The following is a 13,859-nucleotide window of genomic DNA, read 5'->3' as shown; positions in this document are numbered from 1 at the left end:
CGGGTTCGAGATCACGGAAACGGCGATGATCGCCGACCCGGAAGGGGCGCTGCGCAACCTGCACCTGTTCGCGGACGCCGGGATCAAGATTTCGATCGACGATTACGGTGCCGGCCTGTCCAGCCTCGCATATCTGAAACAATTGCCTGCCAAGGAGCTCAAGATCGACCGGATGTTCATCTCCGGTCTGTCGAGCAGCCATCGCGATCCGCTGCTGGTGCGATCGACCATCGACCTCGCCCATGCCCTAGACATGGAGGTGACGGCGGAAGGTGTCGATTCGCCCGCTGCGCTGGCGCTGCTCCGGGTGATGGGCTGCGACGTGATCCAGGGCTTCCTGATCGCGACGCCGATGCCGGTCGGCGAACTGCGCGCGTTTCTGGATGCGCGCGCCGACAGGGGGAACGCCGACAGCTATGCTGTTGGATTCGATTGGCTATCGCGGGGGGCTGTCATGCGGTGAACCGCCCGCCTCACGCGTTGTGACAACGACGTGTGCTAATAGGTTAATATCTCATTAAGAATGTCTTTACGGCGGGTTAAGTTTGCGCTAACCTTCGCTGCAATGGCGGCCGGCTGCCGCTTGTGCATTGCGAAGGAGGCATCATGTTCAAGGCAATCCAGGCTCGTCGTATCACCGTCGCTCTGGCACTGGCGGCAACCGCCCTCGTCGGCGCCGCGCCGGCTTATGCCCTGGACTATATTCGTCCGGTCCGTCCTTCGCTGGACTATATTCGTCCCGTCCGTCCCTCGCTCGATTATATCCGTCCGGTTCGGCCTTCGCTGGATTACATCCGTCCGGTTCGCCCCTCCTAAGTCGATCACCTGGGGTCCGCCCCTACGGCTTTTTGCGGGCGCGAGGTCGCTTGATCGGTATACGGCGACATGTCTCGGCAGGCGTGTCGCCGTCGGCGTCTCTTGATACAGGGTCGCGTAAAGCGTTAACCTAAACCGCCTTATGGCGGGGATATGTCGATGGCTTTGCTCAAGCTGCTTGCTGCACTGGCGATAGTGCTGACTTGCTCACAGGGTAGCTTCGCTGCAAACCAGTTTGATCGCCAGGTTGCCGATGTTCGATCGGCGATTATGGAAGATCCTGAACGTGCCGTACAGATGGCGCGCGCTCTTCACGACCTTACGGGTTCGGAAACAGACGCACGGATTCGCCTGCGGCATCGGTCGATTGTGGACCGTCTTCAGGCAGAAGCACTTCTCAGCTTGAACAAGCCTTCTGCCGCACTGCGGGTCATCGACCAAACGCTCGTAACAATCGCCCATCTTCATGGGAGCGACGCAGCCAAGCTGCGCGGGCAGCTCTTGCTGACGCGAGGTGGAGCCGCAGAGCTGGGCGGCAACGTTGCCGAGGCCCTGCATGACTACCAGCGTGCGCACACCCTCGCCAGATCGGGCAACGATGCACGCGGGCAATCAATCGCCCTGTTAAGCCTCGGCTCATTATATGCGAGGGCGGGGGACTATGAAACCGCACTGCGTTATTACGCCAACTCTGCGGACACAGGATCCAATGATCCAAACCTTCTGCTGTCCATCGATAACAACCGCGGCAACGCATTATTCGAATTGAAGCATTATGGTGCGGCAGAAGCTGCACACAAGCGTGCGCTTGTTGTGGCACGACGCCTTGGAAATCCTCTCCTTGAAGTTCGCGTTCTTCAAAATCTGGCTTCAACGCAAGCTGAAGCGCACCGCTTCGGTGCCGCTTCGCAAACATTGTCGTCCGCCTTCACTATCGCGCGTCAAGGTCCTGCTGCCGCATGGCGACCGGCATTGTTCAGTGTCGCAGCACGGCTTGCATTGCGGCGAGGAGACTTGCTGGTGGCACAACGCAATGTGCAGCGCAGTCTTCTTGAACAACGAGAAGCCGATGCAACCATGCCGCTCCGCGACTTTCACTACACCGCTTATGAAATCTATCGTCGGTTGGGGGACGATGCGCAGGCGCTCCGGCACCTTGAGGCGTTCCGGCGGCTGGACGACAAGGCGCGGGGGCTGGCGGCGTCAACCAGCGCGGCGTTGATGAGCGCGCGGTTCGATTTCGCCAACCAGGACCTGAAGATCGCCGAGTTGCGCGCGGGCCAGGCCGAACGCGATGCGACGATCGCGCGCGCCAATGTGCGTTTCCACAACGCGCTGACCACCGGATTGCTGTCGGTCGCGGCGATGGTGACGGCGCTGCTGCTGATCGGCTTTCTGTCCATCCGCCGCAGCCGCAACCAGGTGCGCGATGTCAACGAATCACTCGTCCGGACCAACGCTGCGCTGGAACGCGCGCTGGCGGCCAAGACGGAGTTCCTGGCCACCACCAGCCACGAAATCCGCACGCCGCTCAACGGCATTCTCGGCATGACGCAGGTGATCCTGGCGACGCGCCAGCTCGACCCGATGCTGCGCAGCCGGATCGAGCTGGTCCACGGCGCGGGCGAGACGATGCGCGCGCTGGTGGACGACATCCTCGACATGGCCAAGATCGAAAAGGGCGAGTTGCAGATCCATGCGGCGGAAATGGACCTGCACCGCCTGTTGGAGGAGACCGCGCAGGTCTGGACCGGGCAGGCCGACACCAAGCGGATCGCGATCGAACTCGACCTCGGCAACGTGCCGCCGCGCATCGTCGCCGACGAGGTGCGCCTGCGGCAGATCCTGTTCAACCTGATGTCCAACGCCATCAAGTTCACCGACCGCGGCCGGGTGCGCCTGTCCGCCGCTACGACGCCGTACGACGGCGGCGAGCAGCTGCTGATCGCGGTCAGCGACAGCGGCGTCGGCATTCCCGTGGACAAGCAGCAGGAAATCTTTGAATCGTTCCGCCAGGTGGATGGCGGCGTCACCCGCCGCCATGGCGGCACCGGACTGGGCCTCGCCATCTGCCGCAGCCTTGCGCACGCCATGGCGGGCGACGTGACGTTGGACAGCGTGCCCGGCGCCGGCGCGACCTTTACCGTAGCGGTGCCGCTGGTCAGGGCCGAGCCGGTCGCCGCCCGCGCCGCCCGCCCGGCGGCTGCGCGGCTGGCCGATGCCGAGCTGCTGGTGATCGATGCCAACCCGCTGCAACAGGGTATCATGCGCGCGCTTCTGGCGGGCGAGACCGGCGGAGTCGGCTTCGCTCCCGACCTTCCGCGGGCGATCGCTGCGCTGGAGAAGCAGGGCGTCGACCACATCCTGGCCGATGCCGGCACGCTCGGCCTGGACGTGGAGGTCGCCGCGCGTGTCGCCACGATGGCGGCAGAGGCCGGTGCGCATTTTACCCTGATGTGGCCGACGCCGTCGCCCGCGCTGATCGCCGACCTGCGCGCGCGCGGCGTTCATCACGTGCTTGCCAAGCCGATCGCCGCAGCGGACCTTATCCCGGCATTGAAGATGCGCTATGGGCGCCCCGCGGCCGCCGAGGATATGGCCGCATGACCGGCCATGCGGGGAGTTGTCGCACGTGAACATCCTGTTCGTTGAAGACGACGCCATGAACCGGCGCGTGGTTCGCGACATGCTCACCGTCGCGGGCGCTGACATGGATGAGGCCGCGGACGCGGAAACCGGCCTGCGCATGATCGAGGAGGGTCAGTATGACATCGTCCTCATGGACCTGCGCATGCCCGGCATGGACGGGCTGACGGCGATCCGCCACATCCGCGCGCGCGACGACGAGAAAGCGACCGTGCCGGTGATCGTGGTCACCGCCGACACCGCGCTCGACATCTGCCGCGACTGTATCGATCAGGGCGCGGACGAGGTGATCCTGAAACCCGTGGCGATGAACAAGTTGTTCGACGCGATCGGCCGGCTGATCGCGCGGGACAATAGCCGCATCATGCTGAACTAGCGCCGCGCGGCGAAGAAGTCCCGCAGCTGGCGCGCGGCCGCTTGCGCGCCGATGCCCGGATAGACGTCGGGCCGATGGTGGCAGGTCGGCTGGTGAAACAGGCGCGGCCCGTGCAGCACCGCGCCGCCTTTTGGATCGTCCGCCGCGAAATAGACGCGGGCCAGCCGGGCATGGACGATCGCCCCGGCGCACATCGCGCAGGGTTCCAGCGTGACCCACAGGTCGCACCCGTCGAGCCGCGGGCTGCCGAGCCGTTCCGCCGCGCGCCGGATCGCGACGATCTCCGCATGGGCCGTCGGGTCCGTGCCGCCGATCATCGCATTGGCGGATGTGGCGAGAACCTCGCCGCCGCGCATGATCACCGCACCGACCGGCACCTCGCCCGCCAGCGCCGCCGCATCGGCGAGCGCGAGCGCGTGGCGCATGGGGGAGGGGAGCGGGAAGGCCACGCTCCCCCTCTAGCGGGGCCTTATGCCCGGCGCGAGATCAGGTTGGGGCGGTACAGGACCACAAAGGCGTAGATCACGCCCGGAACCCACCAGATCAACGTCAACGCGGTGGCGATCCAGAATTCCATCCCCAGACCGCGCCGCAGGAAGACCGCAAGCGGCGGCAGCAACACCGCCGCGACGATCTCGGCTAGGGTCGGGCGTCCCTCCACGCTCACCGCGCCTTCTCGACCGACAGGGTCGGCACCTCGACCGTCTTCTTCTTGGTCTCGACGTCCGGCACCTCGATGGTGGTGTTCTTGGTGCCGAGGTCGATGTCGCCCACATCCGCGCCCACGGTCGGCAGTCGGCCACCTTCCACCGCGACCTTGGGCAACTGGCCGCCCTTGCCGCTCAGGCTGATGAAGCCGGTGGCGAGGGCGATGATTCCAATGATAACGACAATCGCCAGAACAGTTACAAGTGCGCGCATCGTGGAATATCCCTCTGTTGAGTCTCGCGGATCAACGTGGGGCATCGCCGTCGGTTTCATGCAGAACAGGCGGCGTCCCTTGACGGCAAGGGCGGTGCCCGCTATCCGCGCGCTCTTTCCAGACCTTTGAATATCAGGAATCAGGCGCATGGCGCGTATTTGCGAACTGACCGGCAAGGGCCGGCAGGTGGGCCACAATGTGAGCCACGCCAACAACAAGACCAAGCGGACCTTTCTGCCGAATCTGCAGAATGTGACGCTGATCTCCGATTCGCTTGGCAGGGGGGTGCGCCTGCGCGTTTCCACCCACGGCCTGCGTTCGGTCGAGCATGTCGGCGGCCTCGACAATTGGCTGATCAAGGCCAAGTCGGACTCGCTGTCGCTGCGCGCCCGTCGCCTGAAGCGTGAGATCGAGAAGGCGTCCGCAGCCGCGTGACGCTTTGCCGCCCAGCTTAACGGCGGCTAACGACCTCATTCAGCATCGCCTCAGCGCCGCTGGCGCAGACCCATCCTCGACGGCGCACCACCCGCGCGGTCGAGGAGAGTTGCGATGCTTACCAAGACGCTCAAGATCGCTGCCGCGGCCCTGGTCGCGGTAGCCGGCCTGGCCCCGTCGGCCGCTTCGGCGGAATATGGCGGCGGCCACGCTTATTATGGCGGTCGCTACGATGGCGATCGCTATGGCCGGCCTTATGGTGGCGGCTATGATCGTACCGGATATGAACGGCGCGGTTACGACCGGGGCGGCTATCGCGACCAAGACCGTGGCTATGGTCGCGGCGATGATCGTCGCGGGCGAGGCTATGGTCGCGGCTACCGGCGTTCCGATTACGGGCGTCGCTGCGACAAGGGCACTGGCGGCACCATCATCGGCGCGATTGCGGGCGGCCTGCTCGGCGACACGGTCGTCGGCCGCTATGGCGACCGGACCGCGGGCGCGCTGGTCGGCGCCGGAGTCGGCGCCCTGGCCGGCCGGGCGATCGACCGCGATTGCTGAGCGGGTGCGAGGCCGAGCCAACCGCTGGGCCCGGTTAGCTGACGCTGCATCCTGCGCTCCCGCCTTCGCGGGAGCACGGCCCTCCTATGAGCTGGACTGGGGGATCGAGCCCCGGAGGTGTGACGCAGGAGTGCGTGCTGGTCTCAGGCAGCGGGCGCTCTTATTCTCAGGTTGCGATCCAGCATCGCTATCGCTGAGGCCGCTTTTCGTGGTGCAGCCGGCATCGCCATCCTCAAGCCGACCCTCGCGGGGCGGTTCATCGCCTCGCTATCGCAGGTCGAACAGGCCGGCGAGCTGCTCCACCATCGTGCCGCCCAACTGCTCGGCATCCATGATGGTCACGGCGCGCTGGTAATAGCGGGTGACGTCGTGACCGATCCCGATCGCCACCAATTCCACCGGCGAGCGAGTCTCAATCCAGCCGATCACCTGACGCAGATGGCGTTCCAGATAGGCACCAGAATTGACCGACAGGGTCGAATCATCGACCGGTGCGCCGTCGGAGATGACCATCAGGATGCGGCGATCCTCCGGCCGCGCGATCAGGCGGCTGTGCGCCCACAACAGCGCCTCGCCGTCGATATTCTCCTTCAGCAGGCCCTCGCGCATCATCAGGCCGAGATTGCGGCGCGCTCGGCGATAGGGATCGTCGGCATGCTTGTAGACGATGTGGCGCAGGTCGTTGAGCCGCCCCGGCGTCTGCGGGCGGCCGGCCTGGAGCCAGGCCTCGCGCGTCTGCCCGCCCTTCCAGGCGCGGGTGGTAAAGCCCAATATCTCCGTCTTCACCCCGACACGTTCCAGCGTACGCGCCAGGATGTCGGCGGAGATGGCGGCGATGGAGATCGGCCGGCCGCGCATGGAGCCGGAATTGTCGATCAGCAACGTGACGATCGTGTCGCGAAACTCGGCCTCGCGCTCGATCTTGTAGGACAGCGAGTGGGCGGGGCTCACCACCACCCGCGCCAGCCGCGCGGCGTCGAGCAGCCCTTCTTCCTGATCGAAGTCCCACGACCGGTTCTGTTGCGCCATCAGCCGCCGCTGGAGACGGTTGGCGAGCTTGGTCACCGCCCCCTGGAGGTGGACGAGTTGCTGGTCGAGATAGGCCCGCAGCCGGGTCAACTCGTCGTCGTCGCACAGCTCACCCGCGCTCACCACTTCGTCAAAGCGGGTGGTGAAGATCTTGTAGTCCTGAATCGACGGGCCGGGCGACGGCGGGTGGTTGGGGCGCGCGGGCTGGACGCCGTCCTCGCCCTCGTCGCTTTCCTGGCCGTCGCCGTCAAACTCGCCGTCCTCGCTTTCGCGGGTTTCGCCCTGCTCGTCGCTGCTGGCGCCCTCTTCGGAGCGGACGTCCACCTGCCCCTCGGCCTCGGCGCTGGACTGTTCGTCCTCGTCGTCCTCGCCTTCGTCGCCCTGGTCCTGCTCCTGATTCTCCTCGTCGGAGGGTTCCTGCGGCTCGTTCTGCTCGGGCTGGGCCTCGATCAGCTCCAGGTCTTCCAGCAGGCGCGAGGCGAGCCGGGCAAAGCCGGCCTGGTCGTCCAGCGCGCGGTGCAGCCCGTCCAGGTCCGCGCCGGCTTTCTCCTCGATCCACCCGCGCACCAGCGCCAGCCCGCCCTCGGCGGCCTTGGGCGGCGCCTCCCCGGTCAGCCGTTCGCGCACGATCAGGTTGAGCGCGGAGGCGAGCGGCACTTCGGCCTGCGTCCGCGCGCGGGTCAGCGGGTCGGACCGCAGCCGCAGGTCCAGCGCATGGGCCAGGTTGGCGCGCACGCCCGCCATCGCGCGGCTGCCCAGCGCCTCCACCCGCGCCTGCTCCACCGCGTCGAACACGGCGCGCGCCGTTGCGTCGGCGGGCGCGCCACGGGCATGGAGGCGAGCGTCATGGTGGCGTTCGCGCAGCGCAAAGGCATCGGCAAAGCCGCGCGCCTCGGCCACCTGCTCCGGCGGCAGGGCGCGGCCGGGCATCGGCACGCGCAGCTGCTTCAGCGAGGCAGACGGCGCCTCCGTGGTGAAGGAGACGTCGAGGTCCGGCACGTGCGCCATTGCGCGCGCGGTGCCGGCCAGCACCTGCCGGAAGGCGTCCAGGGGCGACTGCTCGGCCATCAGGCCCTGCCGACGATGCTTTCGGGCAGATCCTTGCCGAACACGCGCTGGTAATATTCCGCCACCAGCGGTCGCTCCGCCTCGTCGCACTTGTTGAGGAAGGACAAGCGGAAGGCGAAGCCCACGTCGCCCATGATCAACGTGTTCTGCGCCCAGGAAATGACCGTCCGCGGGCTCATCACCGTGGAAATGTCACCCGCCATGAAGCCTTGGCGCGTCAGTTCCGCGACCTTGACCATGTTGTCGACCTGCTTCTTGCCGTCGGGCTTGTCATATTCGCCCGACTTGGCGAGCACGATCTGCGCCTCGGTCGCGGCGGGCAGGTAGTTGAGCGTGACCACGATGTTCCAGCGGTCCATCTGCCCCTGATTGATCTGCTGGGTGCCGTGATAGAGCCCGGTCGTGTCGCCGAGGCCGACCGTATTGGCGGTGGCGAACAGGCGGAAATAGGGGTTGGGGCGGATGACGCGATTCTGGTCGAGCAGGGTCAGCTTGCCCTCCGTCTCCAGCACGCGCTGGATCACGAACATCACGTCGGGGCGGCCGGCATCATATTCGTCGAACACGAGGGCGGACGGCGTCTGCAACGCCCAGGGCAGCAGGCCTTCACGGAATTCCGTCACCTGCGCGCCGTCGCGCAGCACGATCGCGTCGCGGCCGATCAGGTCGATGCGGCTGATATGCGCGTCCAGGTTGACGCGGATCAGCGGCCAGTTGAGCCGCGCCGCCACCTGTTCGATGTGGCTCGACTTGCCGGTGCCGTGATAGCCCTGGATCATCACCCGGCGATTGTGGGAAAAACCGGCGCAGATGGCGAGCGTGGTGTCCGGATCGAACACATAGGTGGGATCCAGATCGGGCACGCGCTCGTCCGCTTCGGAAAAAGCGGGCACCTCCATGTCCGAATCGATCCCGAACAGGTCGCGCACCTTCCGCATCTGGTCGGGCGCATCCATCACCGTATGGCTACGGCTGTCGGGCAGGCTGTTCGGCAGATCGGTCATCAACGCATTCCCATGAGCGCGGGGTAACGCCGCGCGGTCATGGAAGGTGCCTAGGCAGGTGCGCGGTTCGTCGCAACCTTCTCCCGCAAGGGCGACTGCCGGGGCAGGACGTCGCGCCCTCGCAAACCATGCCGCATCGGCCTATATGGCGCGGATGGTTCAGTATCAGACGATCTCGGCAGGCGATTCCGTCACGCGCACCGGCGCGATCAAGCTCTACGGCCCCGACGGGTTCGAGGGGATGCGCCGCGCCGGCCGTCTTGCGGCGGAGATCCTGGACGAACTGGCCACGCACATCCGCCCCGGCGTGACCACGGAGGAGATTGACCGCCTCGTCTACGACATGACGCTGGCGGGCGGTGCGGTGCCGGCGACCTTGAACTATCGCGGCTACACGCACAGCAGTTGCGTCAGCGTGAACCATGTCGTGTGCCACGGCATTCCGGGGCCCAAGACGATCAAGGACGGCGACATCGTCAATGTCGACGTCACGCCCTTGCTGGACGGCTGGCATGGAGACAGCAACCGCACCTACCTGGCCGGTGACGTGCCGCTGAAGGCGAAGAAGCTGGTCGAGGTGACTTATGAATGCCTGATGCTGGGCATCGCCGCGGCCAGGCCCGGCGCGCGCCTGGGCGACATCGGCCATGCGATCCAGAGCCATGCCGAAAAGCATCGTTATGGCGTGGTGCGCGACTTCTGCGGCCATGGCGTCGGCCGGCTGTTCCACGATGCGCCGGAAGTGGTGCATGTCGGCAAGCCGGGCACGGGGCCGGAGTTGAAGCCCGGCATGTTCTTCACGATCGAGCCGATGATCAACATCGGCCGTCCCGACGTGAAGGTGCTGGACGACGGCTGGACGGCGGTGACCCGCGACCGGTCGCTGTCGGCGCAGTTCGAACATTCGATCGGTATCACCGAGGACGGGTGCGAGATCTTCACGTCCAGCCCCGGGGGCCTCGACCTGCCGCACCAGCCGGCCTGAACTGTGCCCTGCCGGCCGGGTTGCGGCGTAAAGGTCCGAACGGCCGGTCGAATCACGGAACTCCCGGCACGCGTCGCTCGCTTTTCCCTTCAGCAAGGAGACGCGAGATGACCGACCAGCCGCAGACCCACCGCACCGACGAAGCCCGCCGTACCGACGACCATGACCTGATCGAGGGAGCGGAACGGGCACCCTCCGCCCAGGGGACCAGCGGCGGCACCGTCGCGGCCGATATCGCCAGCCGGGACGAGGAAAAACGCGCGCTCGACCCCGATGCCGGCATCACCAATGTTCAGAAGAGCGATACGGTGCAGCCCGCCATCCCCACCCGTGCGGATAATGAGGGCGCCAACGGCTGATCGTCCGCAGTCGGGCTTTGGTGGAACCTGGCTCTCGTAAAGGGGGCCAGGAGCCGCAACGACATTGCCCGTAACCCTGGGCTCCCGCCTTCGCGGGAGCACGGGCGGCGAGGGACTGGCCTCATGGTTCCGGGCTTCTGCGTTGGCAGCAGCACGGATCAGATCGAAACCCCTAGGCCCGGATCATTGTCCGAAGCGTGCCTCCCGCGCGCGGTCCACGGCCTCACGCGCGGCGGCGAACAGCGCGCCGGACTTGTGTTCGCATTCGCGCTGTTCGGCGGCGGGGTCGCTGTCGGCGACGATGCCGGCTCCGGCCTGCACATGCAGCACGCCGTCCTTGACGATGCCGGTACGCAGCACGATGCAGCTGTCCATCGACCCGTCCGGGGAGAAATAGCCGACGCCGCCGGCATAGGCGCCGCGTGTCTCCGGCTCCAGCTCCGCGATGATCTCGCACGCGCGGACCTTGGGCGCGCCGGACACGGTGCCGGCGGGAAAGCCCGCGAACAGGGCATCCAAGGCGTCCTTTTCCGACGACAGCCGGCCGACCACGTTGGACACGATGTGCATGACGTGGCTGTATTTCTCAATCGTGTAGCTGTCCGTGACCTTGACCGTGCCACGTTCCGCCACCCGGCCGACATCGTTGCGGCCGAGATCGAGCAGCATCAGATGTTCGGCCCGTTCCTTGGGGTCGGCCAGCAATTCGTCGCGATTGGCGGCATCCTCGGCGGCGGTGCGTCCGCGCGGGCGGGTGCCGGCGATCGGCCGGATCGTCACCTCGTCATTGCGGACGCGTACCAGGATTTCCGGGCTCGATCCGGTCAGCGCAAAGCCGGGCAGGTCGAGATGGTAGAGGAAGGGCGAGGGGTTGATCCGCCGCAGCGCGCGATACAGGTCGAACGGCGGCAGCGGGAAGGGCGCGGAGAAACGCTGCGCCAGCACCACCTGAAAGATGTCGCCCGCCGCGATATAGTCCTTCGCCCGCGCAACCATTGCGCCATAATGCGCGGGGTCCAGTTGCGGCGTCGGGGCGGGTGGGGCCAGGTCGCCGGCGTGCGCGGGCGCGACCGGAACGGCCGCCGTCAGCCGCGCCTGAACCGTCTCGATCCGCTCCACCGCCTGCGCGACCGTAGTCCCCTCGCCGGGCCAGACCGGCGCCACCAGATAGAGCGCGTCCGCCAGCCGGTCGAACACCAGGATCACCGTCGGCCGCACGAACAGCATGTCAGGCAGATCGAGCGGATTGGGCGCGGGGCGCGGCAGGCTTTCGACCAGCCCGATCGTCTCATAGGCGAAATAGCCGACCAGGCAGGCCAGCGCCGGCGGCAGCCCGTCCGGCACGTCGGCGCGGCATTCCGCCACAAGAGCTCGCAACACCGCCAGCGGCCCGCCCGCCACGGGCTGGAACGCGGCCTGGTCGCGCAGCCAGTCGCGATTGACCTCCGCGTCCTCGCCCTGCGCGCGGAAGACGAGGTCGGGCGCTAGGCCGAGCAGGCTGTAGCGCCCGCGCGTGGCCCCATCCTCGACCGATTCGAGCAGGAAGTCGCCGCGACCCGGTTCGATCAGCTTCAGCGCGGCGGCGACCGGCGTCTCCGTGTCGGCCAGCTGCCGCCGCCAGACCAGGGCCGGTCGCCCCTCCGCCAATGCCGCCGCCGCCGCGTGATCGGCATCATGCCCCGCGGGAGTCACTGCGCGGGCGTGCCGTTGCCGCGCAATTGCTGCTCAAGCCGGCCGAGCGCCTGTGGATTGCGGGTGATCTTCACCTCCGACCGGGCGGCGTTGACGAACTGCTCGGCATATTCGCGGCCCAGCGCGTCGCCGATCTCGCCGCGGGTCTGCGCCACCAGCAGCGGCAGCAGCTTGCGGTCGCCCGGCACGATCCGGTTGAGCGTGGTCAGCGTCCAGCCTCCGCCGGGCGCGGGCACCAGTTCCACCTCGCCCGCGGCGATGCGGAACAAGGCGCGAACCGCTGGCGGCACCGGCTGGCCCGAGCGGGCGATGTCGGCCTGGGTCACTGTCAGCGACTGCGGCGGAGCGAGCTTCGCCGCTGCCAAAGCCGCCGCCAGCGTCTGACCGCGCCGGACCTGCGCCGCGACCTGCTCGGCAATGGCGCGGGCGCGGTCGGCGGCGCGGCGCGCGATCACGTCCTGCGCCACCCGGTCCTTGACCTCGGCCAGCGGGATCGGGGCGGCCGCCACCACGCTGGCGACGCTCAGCAGCGCGAAATGCTGGTTCGGGTCGATCGTCTCCACCGTGGGATCGTCGTCCGGAGTGGCGCCGCCGGCCGCGCGCATCAGCGCGGTCACGGTCGCATCCGGCCGGAAGGCCGGATCACCCGGCGCGGTGCCGTTGGACAGCAAAGGCGGGGTGGTGACGACGGTCAGCTTGTGCTGCGCCGCCACTTCCGCAAAGGTGGAGCCGTCGTTCAGCGCATCCTCGACCCGCGCGACCAGGGCGGTAACGGCGTCGTCGCGCTTCTTCTCGGCCAGCGCCTGGGTGATCTCCGCCCGCGCTTGATCGAGGCTGCGCGCCGGCTTCGTCTGGATCGCATCCACATGCGCCACCGCCCAGCCGAGCGCACCCTTGACCGGCGCGGTCGTACCGCCGGACGGGACCGCGAAGGCCGCCGCAGCCAAAGCCGGCGAGGAGGCCTGCGCCAGCGCGTCGCGCGTGACCGTGCCGAGCGCGATGTCGGCCGCGGCCAGCCCGCGCCTGATGGCGACGTCGGCAAAGGCGGTTCCGCCCGTCACCTGCGCGACAAAGGCCTTGGCGGCGGCTTCGTCGGGCAGCACCACCTGCGACACGGCGCGGGTTTCGCCGGAGGCATATTTGGCGGCGTCGGCGCGATAGGCCGCCGCAATCTCCGCTTCGGTCGGGGCGGGCAGCTGCATCGTCTCCGGCCCGATCGCGGCATAGCGCAGCACCCGCCGCTCCGGCAGGGTGTAGCGGGCGACGTTGGCGCGATACCAGGTCGCCGTCTCGGCATCGGTGGGCCGGGCGACGCTGTCCAGCTTCAGCGGCACGGTGCCGATCTGCCCCTCGCGCCGGTTGATCAGCAAGCCGGCATAAGGCGACAGCATCCCTTCCGGCGCGCGGATGGTCGAGGCGATCGGGCCGATCACCTGACGGCGCAGCAGATCGTCGCGAATGCCGTCATGCAGTTCCTTGAAAGGAATGCGCTGACGGCCGAGGATCGCGTTCATCGCATTTTCGTCGAACTGGCCGGTGGGGCCGCGAAAGGCCGGGACGGAGGCGATTTCCGACCCGATCAGCCGTTCGTTCACCACCATGCCGTGGCTCGCCGCCCAGCGGGACAGGATCTGCCCCGAAATATATTGCTCCACGATCGGGCCAAGCCCGCCGACCGCGCTCAGGAAAGCGGGCATGGTCAGGCCGGCCTGCTGTTCCTGCGCGTTGCGGAGCATTCCCTCGGCCTGGGTCGAGACCTGGCGGTCGGTCACCGCCTCGCCGCCCACCACCGCGATGGCGTTGGCATTGGCGCCGCCGGTCAGTCCACCGCCCGGCGTGCCGATGCCGGTGACGATGAACGCCACCATGATCAGCCCGAAGACGGCCACCGCCACCCAGGAAGACAGGATGCGACGGAAGAAGGCGAGCATGGGCAGTCGACACCGTGAAAAGGGGAAAACCCGTC

15 protein-coding genes are annotated in these 13,859 nt (G+C 67.3%); 8 read left to right on the top strand and 7 right to left on the bottom strand.

Annotation, left to right across the window (positions count from 1 at the left end; genetic code table 11):
• The 4 genes from Q0D93_RS13755 to Q0D93_RS13740 all read left to right on the top strand — a co-directional run.
• A partial coding sequence (locus tag Q0D93_RS13755) for an EAL domain-containing protein (protein WP_294395351.1) occupies positions 1-463 on the top strand: 463 nt, incomplete at its 5' end.
• A 143-nt stretch (positions 464-606) separates the two neighbouring features.
• Entirely contained in the window at positions 607-816 is a 210-nt protein-coding gene (locus Q0D93_RS13750) for a hypothetical protein (RefSeq protein WP_294395349.1), read from the top strand.
• Between the two features lie 159 nt (positions 817-975).
• Positions 976-3,423: an ATP-binding protein gene (locus Q0D93_RS13745; protein WP_294395347.1), complete on the top strand. Its 2,448-nt coding sequence runs from the start codon at positions 976-978 to the stop codon at positions 3,421-3,423.
• Positions 3,424-3,448: 25 nt separating this feature from the next.
• On the top strand, positions 3,449-3,838 hold the full coding sequence (locus tag Q0D93_RS13740; RefSeq protein WP_294395345.1) for a response regulator: 390 nt from the start codon (positions 3,449-3,451) through the stop codon (positions 3,836-3,838).
• Here Q0D93_RS13740 and Q0D93_RS13735 read toward each other — a convergent pair.
• Genes Q0D93_RS13735 through Q0D93_RS13725 form a run of 3 tightly spaced genes read right to left on the bottom strand, consistent with a single transcriptional unit; the run spans position 3,835 to position 4,759 of the window.
• Entirely contained in the window at positions 3,835-4,263 is a 429-nt protein-coding gene (locus Q0D93_RS13735; RefSeq protein ID WP_294395354.1) for a nucleoside deaminase, read from the bottom strand. The two genes, Q0D93_RS13740 and Q0D93_RS13735, sit on opposite strands and share 4 nt — an antisense overlap.
• 44 nt (positions 4,264-4,307) lie before the next feature.
• Complete coding sequence (locus Q0D93_RS13730) at positions 4,308-4,505, bottom strand: YqaE/Pmp3 family membrane protein (protein WP_294395343.1); 198 nt, start codon at positions 4,503-4,505, stop codon at positions 4,308-4,310.
• Positions 4,502-4,759: a hypothetical protein gene (locus tag Q0D93_RS13725; protein WP_294395341.1), complete on the bottom strand. Its 258-nt coding sequence runs from the start codon at positions 4,757-4,759 to the stop codon at positions 4,502-4,504. Before Q0D93_RS13725 ends, Q0D93_RS13730 begins: the two co-directional genes overlap by 4 nt.
• A 148-nt stretch (positions 4,760-4,907) precedes the next feature.
• On the opposite strand from Q0D93_RS13725, the gene rpmB reads away from it, so the two are divergent.
• Positions 4,908-5,195: a 50S ribosomal protein L28 gene (rpmB, locus tag Q0D93_RS13720; protein WP_294395339.1), complete on the top strand. Its 288-nt coding sequence runs from the start codon at positions 4,908-4,910 to the stop codon at positions 5,193-5,195.
• A gap of 114 nt (positions 5,196-5,309) precedes the next feature.
• Positions 5,310-5,756: a glycine zipper 2TM domain-containing protein gene (locus tag Q0D93_RS13715; protein ID WP_294395337.1), complete on the top strand. Its 447-nt coding sequence runs from the start codon at positions 5,310-5,312 to the stop codon at positions 5,754-5,756.
• Between the two features lie 267 nt (positions 5,757-6,023).
• Here Q0D93_RS13715 and cobT read toward each other — a convergent pair whose 3' ends face one another.
• Complete coding sequence (gene cobT / locus Q0D93_RS13710) at positions 6,024-7,853, bottom strand: cobaltochelatase subunit CobT (RefSeq protein WP_294395336.1); 1,830 nt, start codon at positions 7,851-7,853, stop codon at positions 6,024-6,026.
• Positions 7,853-8,857 (bottom strand): cobaltochelatase subunit CobS, encoded by a 1,005-nt coding sequence (gene cobS / locus Q0D93_RS13705; RefSeq protein ID WP_294395333.1) that lies wholly within the window; start codon positions 8,855-8,857, stop codon positions 7,853-7,855. Before cobS ends, cobT begins: the two co-directional genes overlap by 1 nt.
• A gap of 154 nt (positions 8,858-9,011) precedes the next feature.
• Between cobS and map the strand changes: the two genes are divergently transcribed.
• On the top strand, positions 9,012-9,842 hold the full coding sequence (map, locus tag Q0D93_RS13700) for a type I methionyl aminopeptidase (RefSeq protein WP_294395331.1): 831 nt from the start codon (positions 9,012-9,014) through the stop codon (positions 9,840-9,842).
• Positions 9,843-9,949: 107 nt separating this feature from the next.
• Entirely contained in the window at positions 9,950-10,201 is a 252-nt protein-coding gene (locus Q0D93_RS13695) for a hypothetical protein (RefSeq protein ID WP_294395330.1), read from the top strand.
• 183 nt (positions 10,202-10,384) lie between these two features.
• Here the strand turns inward: Q0D93_RS13695 and trpE are convergent, their stop codons facing one another.
• Both trpE and Q0D93_RS13685 read right to left on the bottom strand, forming a co-directional pair.
• On the bottom strand, positions 10,385-11,893 hold the full coding sequence (trpE, locus tag Q0D93_RS13690) for an anthranilate synthase component I (protein ID WP_294395328.1): 1,509 nt from the start codon (positions 11,891-11,893) through the stop codon (positions 10,385-10,387).
• On the bottom strand, positions 11,890-13,824 hold the full coding sequence (locus Q0D93_RS13685) for a peptidylprolyl isomerase (protein WP_294395326.1): 1,935 nt from the start codon (positions 13,822-13,824) through the stop codon (positions 11,890-11,892). Before Q0D93_RS13685 ends, trpE begins: the two co-directional genes overlap by 4 nt.
• Positions 13,825-13,859 lie beyond the last annotated feature (35 nt).

Origin of the sequence: uncultured Sphingomonas sp. (genome assembly GCF_934560975.1) — a bacterium.
Lineage (GTDB): Bacteria > Pseudomonadota > Alphaproteobacteria > Sphingomonadales > Sphingomonadaceae > Sphingomonas_I.
Note: the sequence above shows the minus strand (reverse complement) of the source record. Positions and strands in the feature narration are given on the sequence as shown.

Bases quoted from the DNA above. Each gene is read 5' to 3' on its own strand.
- Q0D93_RS13750 (WP_294395349.1), top strand. From the start codon at position 607: ATGTTCAAGGCAATCCAGGCTCGTCGTATCACCGTCGCTCTGGCACTG.
- Q0D93_RS13745 (WP_294395347.1), top strand. From the start codon at position 976: ATGGCTTTGCTCAAGCTGCTTGCTGCACTGGCGATAGTGCTGACTTGC.
- Q0D93_RS13735 (WP_294395354.1), bottom strand. From the start codon at position 4,263: ATGCGCCACGCGCTCGCGCTCGCCGATGCGGCGGCGCTGGCGGGCGAG.
- Q0D93_RS13725 (WP_294395341.1), bottom strand. From the start codon at position 4,759: ATGCGCGCACTTGTAACTGTTCTGGCGATTGTCGTTATCATTGGAATC.
- rpmB (WP_294395339.1), top strand. From the start codon at position 4,908: ATGGCGCGTATTTGCGAACTGACCGGCAAGGGCCGGCAGGTGGGCCAC.
- Q0D93_RS13715 (WP_294395337.1), top strand. From the start codon at position 5,310: ATGCTTACCAAGACGCTCAAGATCGCTGCCGCGGCCCTGGTCGCGGTA.
- cobT (WP_294395336.1), bottom strand. From the start codon at position 7,853: ATGGCCGAGCAGTCGCCCCTGGACGCCTTCCGGCAGGTGCTGGCCGGC.
- cobS (WP_294395333.1), bottom strand. From the start codon at position 8,857: ATGACCGATCTGCCGAACAGCCTGCCCGACAGCCGTAGCCATACGGTG.
- map (WP_294395331.1), top strand. From the start codon at position 9,012: ATGGTTCAGTATCAGACGATCTCGGCAGGCGATTCCGTCACGCGCACC.
- Q0D93_RS13695 (WP_294395330.1), top strand. From the start codon at position 9,950: ATGACCGACCAGCCGCAGACCCACCGCACCGACGAAGCCCGCCGTACC.
- Q0D93_RS13685 (WP_294395326.1), bottom strand. From the start codon at position 13,824: ATGCTCGCCTTCTTCCGTCGCATCCTGTCTTCCTGGGTGGCGGTGGCC.